The sequence below is a fragment of the Streptomyces sp. NBC_00576 genome (genome assembly GCF_036345175.1).
Classification (GTDB): Bacteria; Actinomycetota; Actinomycetes; order Streptomycetales; family Streptomycetaceae; genus Streptomyces.
On the sequence record NZ_CP107780.1, the window covers coordinates 6,861,152 to 6,877,918 of the forward strand.

A 16,767-nucleotide genomic window follows, 5' to 3' on the forward strand; every position below is an offset into this window, starting at 1 on the left:
GGGGACGGTGACTGAGCGATCCGGTGTGTTCAGCCGATGAGCAGCGAGGCGGGGAGGAGGAGCGTGCCGGTGCAGAAGGAGATCAGGCCGGTACGGATCCACTGGTGCTTGCGCGCGGCGATGCGGCTCGTCTCGGTGAGCGCCGAGGTGAGTGCGGCCGTGGGGTCGCGCTGGGTGTCGGCGAGCGCTGTCTCCAACTGGCCGAGGCGCACGGCCTGTTGGATGTCGCCGAAGTAGGAGAGGGGCTGGCCCGGCGTCCAGGGTTCGGAACGGTAGCGGGGCAGCACGGCGAGGAGCAGCGAGAACAGGGACAGCACCAGGGACGCGGCCCCGGCACTCCAGACCACGGTGCCGAAGGCGGTGAGCGCGGCCGGGTTCCAGTTCCGCCCGGCGAGCAGCCCGCTGAACACACCGGCGGTCATCCCGAGCGCCGCCACCAGGACGGACGCCTTGCTGTCGGCGCGGGCGATCTCCGTACGGAGGTCCGCGAGGAGGCGCTCGCAGAGCTGGGTGGGCGGGGGGTCGGCGGGGTCGGCAGGGGTGCCTGGTGGTGGGGGCGGCGCCGGGGTGGGGCTCGGGTCGAGCGTCGTCATGTGCCGCTGCCTGCCCTGTCCTGCTTGGTTCCGTCACCGGGGCCTTCGGCCGGCTCGTCCACCGCCGCGTTCTGCTGGTCGGGGAGCGTCGGGGTGGTGCCGTAGCCCGGGGGCGGCTGCCAGGCGGGGGCCGCGGGAGTGCCGTAGGCGCCCGGGGTCTGGGGCGCGGCGTACGCCTGCTGGTACGGCGGGGGAGTGGGCGGGGCCGGTGGGGTGTAGGCGGGGAGGGTGGGGGCGCCGGGGAATCCTGCGGAGCCCGGGGCGCCGTACGCGGGGGCGGCTCCGTAGGGCGCCGCGGTGCCGGGGGCGGGCGCGGAGGGCTGCGGGGCGCCCTGATACGGGCCTGTCGGCGGCTGGGTGCCCCAGGCGGGGGTGGCCGGCGCCTGGCCGGGCGGGGCGGTCGGAGGCACCGGCGGCTGGGTCGCCTGGGCCGGGGGTGCGTCGCTCGGGGGCTGGTCGGCGGGCTCGGGGGCGGGGCCGCCGGGGGCGTGGCCGGGGTGCGCGTGCGAGGGGTCGAGGCGGCCGGGGAGGGGCTGCCCCGGGACGAATCCCGGCTGCGCCGGCACCCCGGGCGCCCCCTGGCCGTACGCCGCGTACGGGTCGCCCAGGGCCGGGTCGCCGCCCGGGAGCGGTGGAGGTGTCTGGGGGACGCCGGGGAGGCGTTGGTTGAGGATGTCGCTGACCGTGCGCAGGGCCAGTTGCTTGGGGCCCTCCAGTTCGAACTTCTCCGCGTTGTCGCCGTGCAGCAGATCCTTCACCAGGTCCATCTGGGCCTGGATCATGCGGAGTTGGTCGTCACGCATGCTCGTCATGACCAGGCGGGAGTCCTCGGGGTGCTGGGCGAGGTGGAGGGCCCAGGCCTGCACGCCGCCCTGTTGCAGGTGGTACTGGTAGAAGGCGATCTTCTGGGCCTCTATCTGCTGCAACTCCAGTTCCTGGTGCCCCTGTTGGATGGAGAGCTGGTGCTGCTGGCTGCTCTGCAGGGCCGCCTGCTCGTAGTCCCAGCGCTGCTGCTGGAGGGCCAGGTGCTGCTGCTGGGCGCCGTACGACATCCCGCGCTCGATCTGGAGGGCGTCCTGCTGGCGGTTGCGGCGGTCCACCTCCACGTCGACCTCGGAGCCGCGCTGGGCCGCCCGCACCTGCTCGGTCGCCGAGTGGTCGATCGCCTGGAGGCGGCGCTGGTGGTCGATGTTCTCCTGGTCGCGGCGCAGGCGCAGGGTCCAGGTGGCCTGGAGTCCTGCCGGGGCGCCCAGCGGGCCCAGGACGTTGATCGCCTGGAGGAGCTCCCCCTCCGCCGCCGCGCTGTCCGCGATCGGGAAGCGTCGGCTCACCGGGCGGGCCGCGCGCTGGAGTTCGCCGATGAGCAGGCCCGGTACGTCCCGGTGGCCGCTGCCCACGAACCGGGCCGGGTCGATGACCTGCCAGGACATGTCGATCTCGGCCGAGAACTCGAAAGCGTCGTTGTCACTGGGGAGCGTGAGCGTGCCGGAGAACGGGTGCACGCCCATGTCGACCTCGTACACCGCCGTGTAGTGGCGGGCGGCGATCTCGCTGCGCGTCGGGCGGCGGGGCGGGAGGTAGGCCTCGTAGCCGCCCTTGGCGGTCGCGAAGACGAGTGCGTGGTCGATGCGGACCGTCGACTTCAGGGAGAGTTCGAAGCGCGACAGCTGCCGCACGGTGAGCACCGGGTCGATCAGCTGGGTGTGCCGGTCGGCGGACTGCTGCCACTCGGGCGGGCGGTGGAAGGCGGGCATCGTGCGTTGCTCCTCGGTGAGCGGGGACGTGACTTACTGGCGGACGGGGAGCGTCGTCAGGAGGCGGGCCGCCACCGCAGGTGGGGCGGCGCCGTCCTCGCCCGGCATCGTCCGCAGGAGGTGGCCCAGGCGCTGGTACTCCGCCGGGGTGGTGACCAGGGTCGGGAGCAGGGCCGCCAGGGCCCATTCCGTGGTCGTGGAGCGGTCGGCGATGAGGACCCACTCGCGCAGCACGTCGAGGGCGTGCCGGGTCGCGTTCGGGTCGCCCAGGGCCGCCCGCCACAGGAACGGGATGCCGTGGGCGGCGGCCGAGCCCTCGGTGGCCGACTGCGCGTACCAGCCGAGGACCAGCGGATGGCCGTACCGCTCGTCGTCCTGGGTGTGGCGGCAGGCGCTGACGAAGCCGCCGATGGTCAGGTCGTGCACCGGGCGGTCGTCGGGGAGGTGCAGACGCAGCTCGGCGAGGACACGGTCGCTGGCCTCGGAGAGGAGCAACAGGGCGACGGCCTCGCCGAGTTCGCGGGCCATCTCGCGGTCGAAGTCGTCCGGGTCGGCGAGGTCCCGGTACAGGCCGCGGGCCGCGGTGCGCAGCGCGGCGAGGGCCTGCTCGGGGCGTTCGGCGCCGATCAGCGCGTACGCCCGTACGGCCACCCAGCGCAGCCGCCGGTCCTCGCCCTTGGACCACTCGTCGAGGATGCGCGGGATGTTCGGCGTGTCGATGAGATGGGCGAGGGTGAGGGCGTTGACGGCCACCAGGCGGTGCCGGAAGCGGTTGGAGGTCGCCCAGGGTTCGATGACCAGGGCCATGGCCGAGGGCAGGTCCGTGCGGGCCAGGACGGCCACTGTGGACGCGGCCCGGGTACGGACGAGAGGGCGCCCGTCGTCGGCCAGCCGGCGCAGCCAGTCGATCAGCGCGGGGCGCGCGGAGGGGTGGCCCGTCCAGACCTCGCGCAGGAGTACGAGGGAGGCGCGGTCGTCGACGAACCGGGCCTTCTGCTGGGTCACCGGGCCCCACTCGGTGTGTTCGTCGTCCTCGTACCGCTCGGCGCGGGCGAGTTGGAGGCGCTTGCCGATGTGGGTGCCGAAGACGGGGACCTCGGGGACGCCCACCGGGTTCTGGGTCTGCTGGAGGAACCGGTAGAGCAGATCGCTGAGTTCGGCGGTGAGGGCGTACGGGCCGTCGTCGAACGCGGCCAGTGCGACCAGGAATGCCTTGTCGCGCAGATGGATCGACGCCTCGTCCTCCTCGAACCACTCCTGGACCTGGTTCTCCAGGGAGATCAGGGAGAACTGGGCGACGGCGTTCTCGGCGACCTCGCCGGCCGCGTACCGGCCGAGCAGCTGGGCGAACGCGGCCACCTCGCGGAGTTGGTGACTGCGGCTCAGGAACTCGGTGACGTCCGGGAGTTCGAGCAGCTTCGCCGCCGTCGCCTCCTTGTCATCGGTGGCGGAGGCGACGCGGGTGCGGAGATGGGCGGCCAGTACGTCTGCCGTGTCCGGCGGCTGCCAGTTGACGACCGGTACGTCCTCCAGGACGGCCGTCGGGCCGACGGTGACGACGAGGTACGCGTCCTGCGCGGTGAGGCGGTCGCAGGCGGCGAGGAGATGGTGCTCGCGGAGGGGGCGGTCGCGGCGGGTGACGAGGTCGGCGAGGACGTAGCCGCGGGGGTGGGCCCGGGCTCCTCCGGTGGTTCCCGTGGCGGTTCCGTCTGCGGTTCTCTCCGCGGTGCCGTCCGGCGCGGTGAACTTGTCCGCCAGGGTGCTCGGGTTCGTGTCGCGGTCGAGGGTGTGTATGGGCGCCGCCCCGAGCCGGTGCAGGAGCATCAGGGCGGCCGTGTGTCTGCCGGTGAAGCGGGCGCCCGACAGGACGAGGACGCGGTCCCGGCGCAGGCGGGTGAGCAGGGCCTCGATGGTCTCGTCGGCGGCGACGAACGAGGCGGCGAGCCGGTCGAGCGTGGTCTGCGGGACCTCACCCGAGGCGGAGGCAGCGGCGGACGGGGCGGAGAACCCGGGTATCGACCACTGGTGGATCTCCGTCTTGCTGCCCATGATCACGTCCCCGGTGACCTGGCCGCCGCTGACGCCGTGCTGGTGGCCGGCGACCGCGCTGCCGCCGAAGCCGGCGCTGCCGCCGAACTGCATCGTCCGGGGGCTGTGGTCGATCAGGTCGCGCCGGGCCGACCAGGCGGTCTGGGGCTGTTCGCGCTCCTCCGATCCCTCGGAGCCGTCGGCCTCCTTGGACTCCTTCGAGTCCTTGGAGTCCTTGGCGGTGCCGTCTCTGCCGTCCTTGCCGTCGTCGGAGGCTGCCGGGTCGGCGGCGGGCCCGGGGCGCGGGGCCTCCGCCGCGTCAGGGGTGCTCATGAGCCGTCACTCCCGTTGCGGCCGCCCAGGTTGACGTCCCCGGTGACCTGGCCGCCGCTGACGCCGTGCTGGTCGCCGGTCACCACGCTGCCGCCTATGTTCACGGCACCGTTGAAGTTGAAGACGGGGCCCGGGGCGGGGCGGCTCTCGGGGGAGGTGCCCTGCACGGGGACTCTCGGTGACTCCGTCGCCTCCGGTGCCGGCGGGGTCTGTGGCGCCGGGCGGTCCCCCGAACCGCCCGGCGCCTCCCCCGCCCCCGTGCCACGGTGGTCCTGGTCGGCCGTACCGGCCGGGGCTGCCCTGTGGCCGCTGGGCAGCGGGCCGTGCAGCCACGCCCTCATCGGGCCGTTCTTGGTGTCCACCCCGACCGGGTGGAACTCGTCGGCCGGGATGCCGGGATGGTCATGCCGTACGACGCCGGTGTACAGGCCGTCCGAGACGAGCAGCGCGAAGTCGTGGGGGCGTTCGCGCAGGGCGGCGCGCAGCAGCTGGGCGTCCAGCAGGCGGCAGGCGTTGTTCAGGTCGGTGCCGACCCAGCCGTCGTGCTCGTCCACGGCCACGTACCCCGTGGCGACGACCCCGCGCAGCCGGATCTGGGCCGAGCTGGACGCCATACGGTTGACGACGCGCAACTGCGCCGGGACGTCCACGAGGAGGGCCCGCAGCAGGGCGGTGACCGGGGCGTTCGCGTCGATGAGCTCCATCACGGAGTCCCCGCGGTCGGCGCGCAGGCGGCGGGTCTCGTCGATACCGGCGCTTTCGAGTGCGCGGTCGGTGATGTCGTAGAGCATGCGCCGCAGGTATGCCTGCTCGACGTCGTCCCGGTCGCTGAACCTCTCTATGTCCAGCAGCAGGATCGTGCGGCTCAGGGGGTCGTTCATGGTCGCCCTTCGACACTGTGGGGGTTGCTTGCAGCAGCGTGGTGGGTGTGGGCCGTGTGCGGTGAGGGCGGATGACGCAGTCGGAGTGTGACGGGATACACAGAACGCTCTGCGGGGCGCGGGGAGTGGGTGTGGGCGCCGTACCTGGGGGCTGCCGCCCCCCCCCGACCCCCGCTTCGGCCCTGAAGGGGCCTCGTCCTCAAACGCCGGACGGGCTGGAGATGCTCAACCCTCCGCCGCCGCGATCTTTCGCAGAATGTCCGGCCTGCGTATCAGCAGCGCCCGCCTCCCCGTCTCCACCGCCTCCTTCTCGCGCAGTTCCCGCAGCAGCCGCTGGACCATCTCCCTCGACGCGCCCACCGAACCCGCCAGTTCCTGCTTGCTCAGCGGGACGGAGAGTTCGATGCCCTCGGGGGTGCGGCGGCCGTGGGTGCGGGCGAGGTCGAGGAGGAGGATCGCGAAGCGTTCCCTTACGTTCATGGACGCGAACTCCAGGCGGCGGCGGTCCGCGGCGCGGGTGCGGTCGGCGGTGAGGCCCAGCAGGGCGAACGAAACTGCTGGTGAACGGCCCAGGAAGTCCTTGAAGCGTTCGTGTTCCACGGCCACCGCCCGCACCGCCTCCAGCGCGGTCACCGTGGCCGACCGGGGGCGCCCGGTGAGCGCCGCGGACTCGCCGACTATGTCGCCGGGGCCGCGCAGCGAGAGGAGTGCCTCGTAGCCGTTGGCGGCCGACGCGGTGACCTTTGTCCAGCCCTGGACGAGGAAGAGGACGTGGGAGGAGGGCTCGCTCTGGTGGATCAGGGCCACCCGGGTGGCGAAATTCATCTCGCGGCCCAGGGACAGGAGGGCCGTGCGGTCCTCTTGTTCAAGGCGGGCGAGGAAGGGCACCCGGTCGTCCAGGCCCCCGTCGTCCAGTGAGTACGCGGCCGTCCTCATCACGCTCTGCCCCCGAATCGTCGCAGCGGACGGATCAAGGTACTGAACGGGCAAGTCCACGGGGCTGTAAAGGGCGCGATTCAGCCACCGTGGCTCTCAAACGACCAAAAGCTGGCGCAAGCTGCCACAAGGAGTCAAAGGCGGGCTCGAGAGCGGTCCGGAGCCCGGCGTGTCGTACCGGCTTCCATTTGTTTTGACCGAAGTCGTTGAGGTAGGTACGCTCAGACCTTGTGCCTGGGGTGTGCCCTGGCCCTCGTGCGTGCCTTCGAACCGCGCGGGGAGCCGTAAGTGACCACCGCAATCTGCGCCCTTCCCGCCTCGCGGCGGGGATCTGCAGTATTCGACACACCCGACCGCGTGGGTCGGCGTCGTTCCAGGTTAGCTTCACCATCGGCACACAGAAACCGGAGAAGTAGTGCCTACGATCCAGCAGCTGGTCCGGAAGGGCCGGCAAGACAAGGTCGAGAAGAACAAGACGCCCGCGCTCGAGGGTTCTCCCCAGCGCCGTGGTGTCTGCACGCGTGTGTTCACGACCACCCCGAAGAAGCCGAACTCGGCCCTGCGTAAGGTCGCGCGTGTGCGTCTGACCAGCGGGATCGAGGTCACCGCTTATATTCCGGGTGAGGGACACAACCTGCAGGAGCACTCCATCGTGCTCGTGCGTGGTGGCCGTGTGAAGGACCTGCCCGGTGTTCGCTACAAGATCATCCGCGGCTCCCTTGACACCCAGGGTGTCAAGAACCGCAAGCAGGCCCGCAGCCGCTACGGCGCCAAGAAGGAGAAGTAGAAATGCCTCGTAAGGGCCCCGCCCCGAAGCGCCCGGTCATCATCGACCCGGTCTACGGTTCTCCTCTTGTCACGTCGCTGATCAACAAGGTGCTGCTGAACGGCAAGCGCTCCACCGCCGAGCGCATCGTGTACGGCGCCATGGAGGGCCTGCGCGAGAAGACCAGCAACGACCCGGTCATCACGCTGAAGCGCGCGCTCGAGAACATCAAGCCGACCCTCGAGGTCAAGTCCCGCCGTGTCGGTGGTGCGACGTACCAGGTTCCGATCGAGGTCAAGCCCGGTCGCGCCAACACGCTCGCGCTGCGCTGGCTGGTCGGTTACTCCCGCGCCCGTCGCGAGAAGACCATGACCGAGCGTCTGCTCAACGAGCTTCTCGACGCTTCGAACGGCCTCGGTGCGGCCGTCAAGAAGCGCGAGGACACCCACAAGATGGCCGAGTCCAACAAGGCCTTCGCGCACTACCGCTGGTAGTCGCAGCCCACATCGAGACCGAGAGAAGACCGAAGCCTTATGGCTACCACTTCACTTGACCTGGCCAGGGTCCGCAACATCGGGATCATGGCTCACATCGACGCGGGTAAGACGACCACCACTGAGCGGATCCTCTTCTACACCGGCGTCAGCTACAAGATCGGTGAAGTCCACGACGGCGCTGCCACCATGGACTGGATGGAGCAGGAGCAGGAGCGTGGCATCACGATCACCTCTGCTGCCACCACCTGTCACTGGCCGCTTGAGGACAACGACTACACGATCAACATCATCGACACCCCCGGGCACGTCGACTTCACCGTTGAGGTAGAGCGCTCGCTGCGCGTCCTCGACGGTGCCGTCACCGTGTTCGACGGCGTTGCGGGTGTCGAGCCGCAGTCCGAGACGGTGTGGCGTCAGGCCGACCGTTACGGCGTGCCGCGTATCTGCTTCGTCAACAAGCTCGACCGGACCGGCGCGGAGTTCCACCGCTGCGTCGACATGATCAAGGACCGCCTCGGTGCGGTTCCGCTGATCATGCAGCTTCCGATCGGTGCCGAGATGGACTTCAAGGGCGTTGTGGACCTGGTCCGCATGAAGGCGCTCGTGTGGTCCGCCGAGGCGGCCAAGGGCGAGATGTACGACGTCGTCGACATCCCGGCCACGCACACCGAGGCTGCCGAGGAGTACCGCGGCAAGCTGGTCGAGGCCGTCGCGGAGCACGACGACGACATCATGGAGCTGTTCCTGGAGGGCCAGGAGCCCACCGAGGAGCAGCTGTACGCCGCGATCCGTCGCATCACCATCGCGTCCGGCAAGTCCAACGGCATCACGGTCACCCCGGTGTTCTGTGGCACCGCGTTCAAGAACAAGGGCGTCCAGCCCCTGCTCGACGCGGTCGTGCGCTACCTGCCGACCCCGCTCGACGTCGAGGCCATCGAAGGCCACGACGTCAAGGACCCCGAGGTCGTCGTCAAGCGCAAGCCGTCCGTGGACGAGCCGTTGTCCGCGCTGGCGTTCAAGATCATGAGCGACCCGCACCTGGGCAAGCTCACCTTCGTCCGGGTTTACTCGGGCCGCCTGGAGACCGGCACTGCCGTGCTGAACTCCGTCAAGGGCAAGAAGGAGCGCATCGGCAAGATCTACCGTATGCACGCGAACAAGCGTGAGGAGATCGAAGCGGTGGGCGCCGGCGACATCGTCGCCGTGATGGGTCTGAAGCAGACCACGACCGGCGAGACGCTCTGCGATGACAAGAACCCGGTGATCCTGGAGTCCATGGACTTCCCGGCGCCGGTCATCCAGGTCGCCATCGAGCCCAAGTCCAAGGGTGACCAGGAGAAGCTGGGTGTAGCCATCCAGCGTCTCGCGGAGGAGGACCCCTCCTTCCACGTTCACTCGGACGAGGAGACCGGCCAGACCATCCTCGGCGGTATGGGCGAGCTGCACCTCGAGGTGCTGGTCGACCGTATGAAGCGCGAGTTCAGGGTCGAGGCCAACGTCGGCAAGCCGCAGGTCGCGTACCGCGAGACGATCCGCAAGGCCGTCGAGCGTCACGACTACACGCACAAGAAGCAGACCGGTGGTACCGGTCAGTTCGCCAAGGTGCAGATCGCGATCGAGCCGATCGTGGACGGCGACGCTTCGTACGAGTTCGTGAACAAGGTCACCGGTGGCCGTATCCCGCGGGAGTACATCCCGTCGGTGGACGCCGGTGCGCAGGAGGCCATGCAGTTCGGCATCCTGGCCGGCTACGAGATGACTGGCGTCCGCGTCATCCTTCTCGACGGCGGCTACCACGAGGTCGACTCCTCCGAACTGGCGTTCAAGATCGCCGGCTCGCAGGCCTTCAAGGAGGCCGCGCGCAAGGCCAGCCCCGTGCTCCTGGAGCCGATGATGGCCGTTGAGGTCACCACGCCCGAGGACTACATGGGTGAAGTCATTGGCGACATCAACTCCCGCCGTGGTCAGATCCAGGCCATGGAGGAGCGTGCCGGTGCCCGCGTCGTGAAGGGCCTCGTGCCCCTCTCGGAGATGTTCGGCTACGTCGGTGACCTCCGCAGCAAGACCTCGGGTCGCGCAAGCTACTCGATGCAGTTCGACTCCTACGCCGAGGTTCCCCGGAACGTCGCCGAGGAGATCATCGCGAAGGCCAAGGGCGAGTAACACACCCCGTTTACACGCTTTAGGCTTGACACCGACCGCCGGGGCAACCCGGGAGGGAAAACCCCGGCGGGCGGCATCCCAGCAAAGATCACCTGGCGCCGATGAGTAAGGCGTACCAGAACCACTCCGCAGGAGGACCCCAGTGGCGAAGGCAAAGTTCGAGCGGACTAAGCCGCACGTCAACATCGGCACCATCGGTCACATCGACCACGGTAAGACGACCCTCACGGCCGCCATTACCAAGGTGCTGCACGACAAGTACCCCGACCTGAACGAGGCCTCGGCCTTCGACCAGATCGACAAGGCTCCTGAAGAGCGTCAGCGCGGTATCACGATCTCGATCGCGCACGTCGAGTACCAGACGGAGGGTCGTCACTACGCCCACGTCGACTGCCCGGGTCACGCGGACTACATCAAGAACATGATCACCGGTGCCGCGCAGATGGACGGTGCGATCCTGGTCGTGGCCGCCACCGACGGCCCGATGCCGCAGACCAAGGAGCACGTGCTCCTGGCCCGCCAGGTCGGCGTGCCGTACATCGTCGTCGCGCTGAACAAGGCCGACATGGTGGACGACGAGGAGATCCTGGAGCTCGTTGAGCTCGAGGTTCGTGAGCTCCTCTCCGAGTACGAGTTCCCGGGCGACGACCTGCCGGTCGTCAAGGTCTCGGCGCTCAAGGCGCTCGAGGGCGACGCCGAGTGGGGCAAGTCGGTTCTCGACCTCATGGCTGCCGTCGACGAGGCGATCCCGACTCCCGAGCGTGACGTCGACAAGCCGTTCCTCATGCCCGTCGAGGACGTCTTCACGATCACTGGTCGCGGTACGGTCGTCACCGGCCGTATCGAGCGTGGTGTCCTGAAGGTCAACGAGACCGTTGACATCATCGGCATCAAGCAGGAGAAGACCACCACCACGGTCACCGGCATCGAGATGTTCCGCAAGCTGCTCGACGAGGGCCAGGCGGGCGAGAACGTCGGTCTGCTCCTCCGTGGCATCAAGCGCGAGGACGTCGAGCGCGGCCAGGTCATCATCAAGCCCGGCTCGGTCACCCCGCACACCTCGTTCGAGGCGCAGGCGTACATCCTGTCCAAGGACGAGGGCGGCCGTCACACGCCGTTCTTCAACAACTACCGCCCCCAGTTCTACTTCCGCACCACGGACGTGACCGGCGTCGTGACCCTCCCCGAGGGCACCGAGATGGTCATGCCGGGCGACAACACTGAGATGACCGTTGAGCTCATCCAGCCCATCGCCATGGAAGAGGGCCTGAAGTTCGCCATCCGTGAGGGTGGCCGGACCGTGGGCGCCGGCCAGGTCATCAAGATCAACAAGTAGTCCTTGTTGGCTTGACAGCCTGACCTGGTAGCTCTCACGAGCTTCCTGAAGAGGCCCGTACGACTTCGGTCGTACGGGCCTCTTTGCTGTGTCGGCTACGCCTGGTTGCTGTTACGAAACTATTCGTCGCGTACGACCCGTTGTTCACTCCGTGCACTCGCCCCACTATTTGTCATGCCACTGACCAAATTCAGCGGAGGGGTGGGTTACGTCATGTCTGGGTCCGTCAGCCGGAGGGCTGTGCTCGGGGTGGGTGCCGGTCTCGCGGCGGTGCCGGTGCTGCCGGGGGTCGCGCGGGCGGGGGAGGGCGCGGTACGCCGCACGGACGCCGGCGCGTACATCTCGTTCACCGGCGGTGCGTTCGCGGTCGTCGGGGCGCCGGTCGTCGTCAGCGCCGAGGACCACCCCGGAGTCGTACGAGTCGCCGGTGACCTGCGGGACGACATCGAACGCGTCACCGGCGTACGTCCGGCTGCGACCGTCGCCCGCGAGGTGATCCTCGTCGGCACGATCGGCCGCAGCCCGCTGATCGACGGACTGATCCGCGCCGGCAAGCTGGACGTCACGGGCATCGCCGGCCGCTGGGAGACCTCGCTCCAGACGGTCGTGGAGCGCCCGATGCCCGGCGTCGACCGGGCGTTCGTCATCGCGGGCAGCGACCCGCGCGGCACGATCTTCGGCGCGTACGACGTCTCGTACGGCATCGGCGTCTCGCCCTGGTACTGGTGGGACGACGTACCGCCGGTCCACCGGGACGCGCTGTACGTGCTGCCGGGGAGGCATACGCAGGGCACCCCGGCCGTGAAGTACCGCGGGATCTTCGTCAACGACGAGAACCCGGCGCTGGGGACCTGGGCGCCGAGGTTCTTCGGCCCCGGAAAGGCCCCGGGGCACCCCGGAGGGTTCAACGCCGCCTTCTTCGAGCGGGTCTTCGAGGTGCTGCTGCGCCTGAAGGCGAACTACCTCTGGCCAGCCGTGTGGGGCAGGGCGTTCGCCGAGGACGACCCGGAGAACCATGCTCGGGCGAAGGCGTACGGGATCGTCATGGGCACGTCTCACGAGGCGCCGATGATGCGGGGCATCGAGGAGTGGAACCGGCACGCGGTACCGGCGGTGCGCGACAGCGCGGGGAACATCGTGACGCCGGGCCGGGACCCCTACGGGGGCACGGGGGAGTGGTCCTACCGCAGGAACGCGGCGGCCGTCCGGGCGTACTGGCGCGACGGCATCCGGCGGATGGTCGACGAGGACTTCGAGGGCGTCGTCACCCTGGGTATGCGCGGCAACGGCGACACGAGCCTGCCGGACGGTGACGGCATCGAGCTGATGCGGGAGATCATCGAGACGCAGCGCGGGATCATCGCGGAGGTGACCGGGAAGCCGGTGCAGGAAACCCCACAGGTGTGGACCCTCTACAAGGAGGTCCAGCGCTACTGGGACCGGGGTTTACGCGTCCCCGGCGACGTCACCGTCGTCCTGACGGACGACAACTGGGGCAACATCCGCAAGCACCCGAACCCGGCGGAGCCGGCGAGGAGCGGCGGCTACGGCCTGTACTACCACTTCGACTACGTGGGCGTCGGACGCAACTACAAGTGGGTGGACACCGCCAACCTCCACAACCTCTGGGACCAGCTCCACCAGGCCCACGCGTACGGGAACCACGGCCTGTGGGTGACGAACGTGGGCGACCTGAAGGGGAACGAGCTCCCAATGGAGTTCTTCCTCAACTACGCCTGGAATCCCGCGCGTTGGGATCTGGCGAACCTGGAGGAGTGGGAACGCCGGTACGCCCGCCAGAACTTCGGGGCGGAGCACGCGACGGCGATCGCGTCGGTGCTCGCCGAGTACGGGCAGCTGCAGGCCCGCCGCAAACCGGAACTCCTCAACCGTCGCATCACACTCAACCCCGCGAAGGACCCGACGAAGGACGAGTCGGCGATCGTGTACGACGACCAGGAGACCCCCTTCGCCTTCGGCCACCGGGAGCTGGAGCGGGCGACGGAGGAGTGGCAGGGGCTGGCGAAGGAGGCGGAGCGCGTGCGCAGACGCCTGCCCGCCCGGGTGCAGGACGCCTGGTACGAGCTCGTGGGGTACGCCGTGGAGGCGACCGCGAACCTGTACGGCCTGCGCGAGGCCGAGTTCAAGAACCTCCTGTACGCGGCCCAGGGGCGCGCGGCGACGAACGACCGCGCGGCGGAGGCGGAGGCGGGTCTGGAGCGGGACTTCGCGTTGGCCGATCGGTTCAACCACCAGGTGGCGGGCGGCAAGTGGGAGGGCTTCCAGACCCAGCCGCACATCGACTACGGGGACGTGGCACGGTACGGCCCCAACGCCCCCTGGCAGCAGCCCGAGAAGGACAACGTGGCACTCCCGGATGTGCTGTTCCCGGCCGTGCGGCGGGTGGAGCTGCCGGTGCGCGCGGAGTTGGGGGTGTCGGTCGACGGCGCCGAGGACACGGGCGAGTGGTGGCCGGGAGGATCCTCCGGTTCGGCCGCGCTGCCGGTGTTCAGTCCGTATCAGACGCGGCCCGACCAGTACGTCGAGGTGTTCAACCGGGGGCGTACGCCCTTCCAGTACCGGGTGGAGTCGTCGGTGCCGTGGCTGGTGGTGGACCGGCCGAGGGGGCGGGTCGAGCAGCAGGTGCGGCTGACGGTGACGGTGGACTGGGCTCGGGTGCCGGACGGTCGTACGGATGCGTTGCTGACGGTGTCGGGTGCAGGGGCGTCGGTGACGGTTGGGTGCGTCGTGGAGAAACCGTCGCGTAGGCAGCAGCGGGGGCTGCGGGGGTTCGTGGAGGCTGGGGGCTATGTGGCCATCGACGCCGACAACTACGCGCGGGTGGTGGGTGGTTGGCGGCGCCTGGACCGCATCGGGCGTACGGGCGCGGGGATGACGCCGTGGCCGGTGACGGCTCCGCGCCGGACGCCGGGTGGGGCTTCTGGCGGGGTTTCTGGCGGGGCTTCGGCGCGGTTGGAGTACGAGGTCAGCCTGCTGTCGGCGGGTGAGGTGACGGTGTGGGCGTATCTGTCGCCGCGCAATCCGACGCTCCCGACGGGCGGGCTGCGCTACGCGGTGTCGTTCGACGAGGCCGAGCCGAAGCAGGTCGACATCCACGCGGTCACGGGTGCGGACGACGGCTTGATGAACAAGCAGTGGGCCCGCCATACGTCCGACAACGTGAACGTGACGGCGACCAGGCACACGGTGGCCGCGGCGGGCGTCCACCGGCTGAAGTTCTGGGTGGTCGACCCGACGGTGGTCGTGCAGCGGCTGGTGATCGACACGGGCGGGCTGACACCGACGTATCTGGGGCCGCTGGAGAGCCGGCGCGTTCGCTGAGCACGAGCAGGCAACAACACACCAAGTGAGGGGACCGTACATGAACGTCTTCCGCATGCCCGTTTCCGCGGCGGTACTGGGCGCGACGCTGGTGATCGCCGGCGCGGGCGCGCAGCCGGCGTCGGCGCACCCGAACCCCGTCCCGCTGAGGGCGCTGGCGGCCGGTACCGGCGTACGCATCGGCACCGCCGTGGACATGGCGGCACTGGCCGACGACACGACGTACCGCAGAACGACCGCACGCGAGTTCAACTCGGTGACCGCCGAGAACGTCATGAAGTGGGAGTCGGTGGAGCCGAGCCGGGGGACCTACGACTGGGGGCCGGCGGACGACCTGGTCCGCTTCGCGCGGGCGCACGGGCAGGCGGTGCGGGGCCACACGCTGGTTTGGCACAGCCAGCTGCCGGGCTGGCTGACGACCGGGGTGGCGGACGGCTCGATCGGAGCGGCCGAGCTGCGGGGGATCCTCAAGGACCACATCACCAAGGAGGTGAAGCGCTTCAAGGGCAGGATCTACCAGTGGGACGTGGTGAACGAGGTCTTCGAGGAGGACGGCTCGCTGCGGAACTCGATCTGGTTGCAGCAGCTGGGGCCCTCCTACATCGAGGACGCCTTCCGCTGGGCCCACGCGGCCGACCCGAAGGCCAAGCTGTTCCTGAACGACTACAACGTCGAGGGCGTCAACGCGAAGTCGACGGCCTACTACGACCTGGCGAAGCGGCTGCGGGCGCAAGGGGTCCCGGTACAGGGCTTCGGCATCCAGGGGCACCTGGCCATCCAGTACGGCTTCCCGGGCCAGGTCGCCGAGAACCTCGCCCGCTTCGAGAAGCTGGGCATGCAGACGGCGTTCACCGAGGTCGACGTACGCATGATCCTGCCGGTGGACGAGGGGAAGCTGGCGGCGCAGGCCACGTACTTCCGGGGGCTGCTGGACGCGTGCGTGCAGGCGCGGCGGTGCACCTCGTTCATGGTGTGGGGGTTCAGCGACAAGTACTCGTGGGTGCCGGGGGTCTTCGGCGGGCAGGGTGCGGCGACGCTGACGGATGAGGCGTTCGGGCGGAAGCCGGCGTTCGCGGCGGTGGGGGAGGGGCTGGGGGAGGGGGACTGACGGGTTCGGATGGATGCCGGGGACTCGTACCTGAGACCGTGTCAGGGGCAGGGGCAGGGGCAGGGGCAGGGGCAGGGTCAGGGTCAGAGGAAGTGTCCGCTGGCCAGGTAGGGAGCCGGGGCAGGCATGTCACGGACGGCGATGTAGCCCTCCTGCCCGATGTCGAGACGGGCGGCGAGGCCGACGTCGACCGCCCACTGGTTGGGCGTGGTGATGCAGTTGACGAGGGTGCGTCCCCGCGATGAGGCCAGGGCCTCCCACAGCAGGTTTTGCGCTGTCTCCGGGTGCGAGGCGGCCAGCACCGAGGCTCGGCCCAGGTCGTCGATGTAGACGTACCCCGGTTTTCTGCGGTCCTCGGACACGACCAGTCGCAGGGTGGCGAGCATGTAGACGTGGTCGGGGCCGTGGCCCGCGCCGCGGAGGTCCCGGTCCAGTCGGTCCATCCACTCGACGTCGTCGGCCCGGCCCTCCCTGAGGCCGTTGATTGCGGGGAGCGTGGACCGGTCGACGGTGCCGGTCATCCGCATCTGAGGGTGGAGGGAGAAGCCCGCCAGCCGGTAGCGGCGGGTGGCGCCGGGGTGGACGCTGGACGAGAAGATGCCGGGGCGCCAGGCGGCGTGGGCGAGGGTGGCGTCGATCAGACGTCTGCCGATGCCCTGTCCCTGGTGACTGGGCAGGACGCCGTACGTCGCGAGGAACCAGAGGCGGTCACGGTTCTGCGAGATGGCGAATCCGACTGTCCGGTCGGCCTTCTGAGGTCGCTCCTCCACGGCGATCCAGCACCCTTCCGGATCCACGCTCAGGAAGTAGCTCATCCGGTCGATCCACTGCTTCGAAGCGGCCACCGAACGAGGCTCGACCTCCGGATCACTGACCCGCCTGGTGCCGGACTCCGCCTCGAGGAACGTCACTGCCGACGCCTGCTCTGTCGACGAGAGATCCTCTTCTCGCATCAGCCTGACCCTTACGGAGTCCATCGGAGCAGGGTATGGATCGGCGGGGCTGGGAGTCATCTGAGTTTCGTCGGTGG

General features: G+C 69.5%; 12 protein-coding genes. 6 read left to right on the forward strand and 6 right to left on the reverse strand.

Going from position 1 to position 16,767, the window contains the following annotated elements:
• Window positions 1-29 precede the first annotated feature (29 nt).
• The 5 genes from OG734_RS29890 to OG734_RS29910 form a co-directional block, all read right to left on the reverse strand.
• Window positions 30-593, reverse strand: coding sequence for a Pycsar system effector family protein (locus OG734_RS29890; protein WP_330290564.1), 564 nt, complete (start codon window positions 591-593; stop codon window positions 30-32).
• Window positions 590-2,347 (reverse strand): hypothetical protein, encoded by a 1,758-nt coding sequence (locus tag OG734_RS29895; RefSeq protein WP_330290565.1) that lies wholly within the window; start codon window positions 2,345-2,347, stop codon window positions 590-592. The genes OG734_RS29890 and OG734_RS29895 overlap by 4 nt, the downstream gene beginning before the upstream one ends.
• A gap of 33 nt (window positions 2,348-2,380) precedes the next feature.
• Complete coding sequence (locus tag OG734_RS29900) at window positions 2,381-4,708, reverse strand: hypothetical protein (protein ID WP_330290566.1); 2,328 nt, start codon at window positions 4,706-4,708, stop codon at window positions 2,381-2,383.
• Complete coding sequence (locus OG734_RS29905) at window positions 4,705-5,589, reverse strand: hypothetical protein (protein WP_330290567.1); 885 nt, start codon at window positions 5,587-5,589, stop codon at window positions 4,705-4,707. Before OG734_RS29905 ends, OG734_RS29900 begins: the two co-directional genes overlap by 4 nt.
• Window positions 5,590-5,814: 225 nt before the next feature.
• The gene (locus tag OG734_RS29910; protein WP_330293839.1) at window positions 5,815-6,525 is read right to left on the reverse strand and encodes a Crp/Fnr family transcriptional regulator; all 711 of its coding nucleotides are present in this window, start codon (window positions 6,523-6,525) and stop codon (window positions 5,815-5,817) included.
• A 415-nt stretch (window positions 6,526-6,940) separates the two neighbouring features.
• Here OG734_RS29910 and rpsL point away from each other — a divergent pair, with 415 nt between their 5' ends.
• The 6 genes from rpsL (at window position 6,941) to OG734_RS29940 (ending at window position 15,737) form a co-directional block, all read left to right on the forward strand.
• The gene (gene rpsL / locus OG734_RS29915) at window positions 6,941-7,312 is read left to right on the forward strand and encodes a 30S ribosomal protein S12 (protein WP_003948652.1); all 372 of its coding nucleotides are present in this window, start codon (window positions 6,941-6,943) and stop codon (window positions 7,310-7,312) included.
• Window positions 7,313-7,314: 2 nt separating this feature from the next.
• Complete coding sequence (rpsG, locus tag OG734_RS29920; RefSeq protein WP_005481264.1) at window positions 7,315-7,785, forward strand: 30S ribosomal protein S7; 471 nt, start codon at window positions 7,315-7,317, stop codon at window positions 7,783-7,785.
• Window positions 7,786-7,824: 39 nt separating this feature from the next.
• Window positions 7,825-9,951: an elongation factor G gene (gene fusA, locus OG734_RS29925; protein WP_330290568.1), complete on the forward strand. Its 2,127-nt coding sequence runs from the start codon at window positions 7,825-7,827 to the stop codon at window positions 9,949-9,951.
• 142 nt (window positions 9,952-10,093) lie between these two features.
• Window positions 10,094-11,287 (forward strand): elongation factor Tu, encoded by a 1,194-nt coding sequence (gene tuf / locus OG734_RS29930; protein WP_006376004.1) that lies wholly within the window; start codon window positions 10,094-10,096, stop codon window positions 11,285-11,287.
• Window positions 11,288-11,500: 213 nt separating this feature from the next.
• Entirely contained in the window at window positions 11,501-14,629 is a 3,129-nt protein-coding gene (locus OG734_RS29935) for a glycosyl hydrolase 115 family protein (RefSeq protein WP_330290569.1), read from the forward strand.
• 40 nt (window positions 14,630-14,669) lie between these two features.
• Window positions 14,670-15,737, forward strand: a complete 1,068-nt coding sequence (locus OG734_RS29940; RefSeq protein ID WP_330290570.1) for an endo-1,4-beta-xylanase — start codon at window positions 14,670-14,672, stop codon at window positions 15,735-15,737.
• Between the two features lie 83 nt (window positions 15,738-15,820).
• Here the strand turns inward: OG734_RS29940 and OG734_RS29945 are convergent, their stop codons facing one another.
• On the reverse strand, window positions 15,821-16,714 hold the full coding sequence (locus OG734_RS29945; protein ID WP_330290571.1) for a GNAT family N-acetyltransferase: 894 nt from the start codon (window positions 16,712-16,714) through the stop codon (window positions 15,821-15,823).
• Window positions 16,715-16,767: the final 53 nt, after the last annotated feature.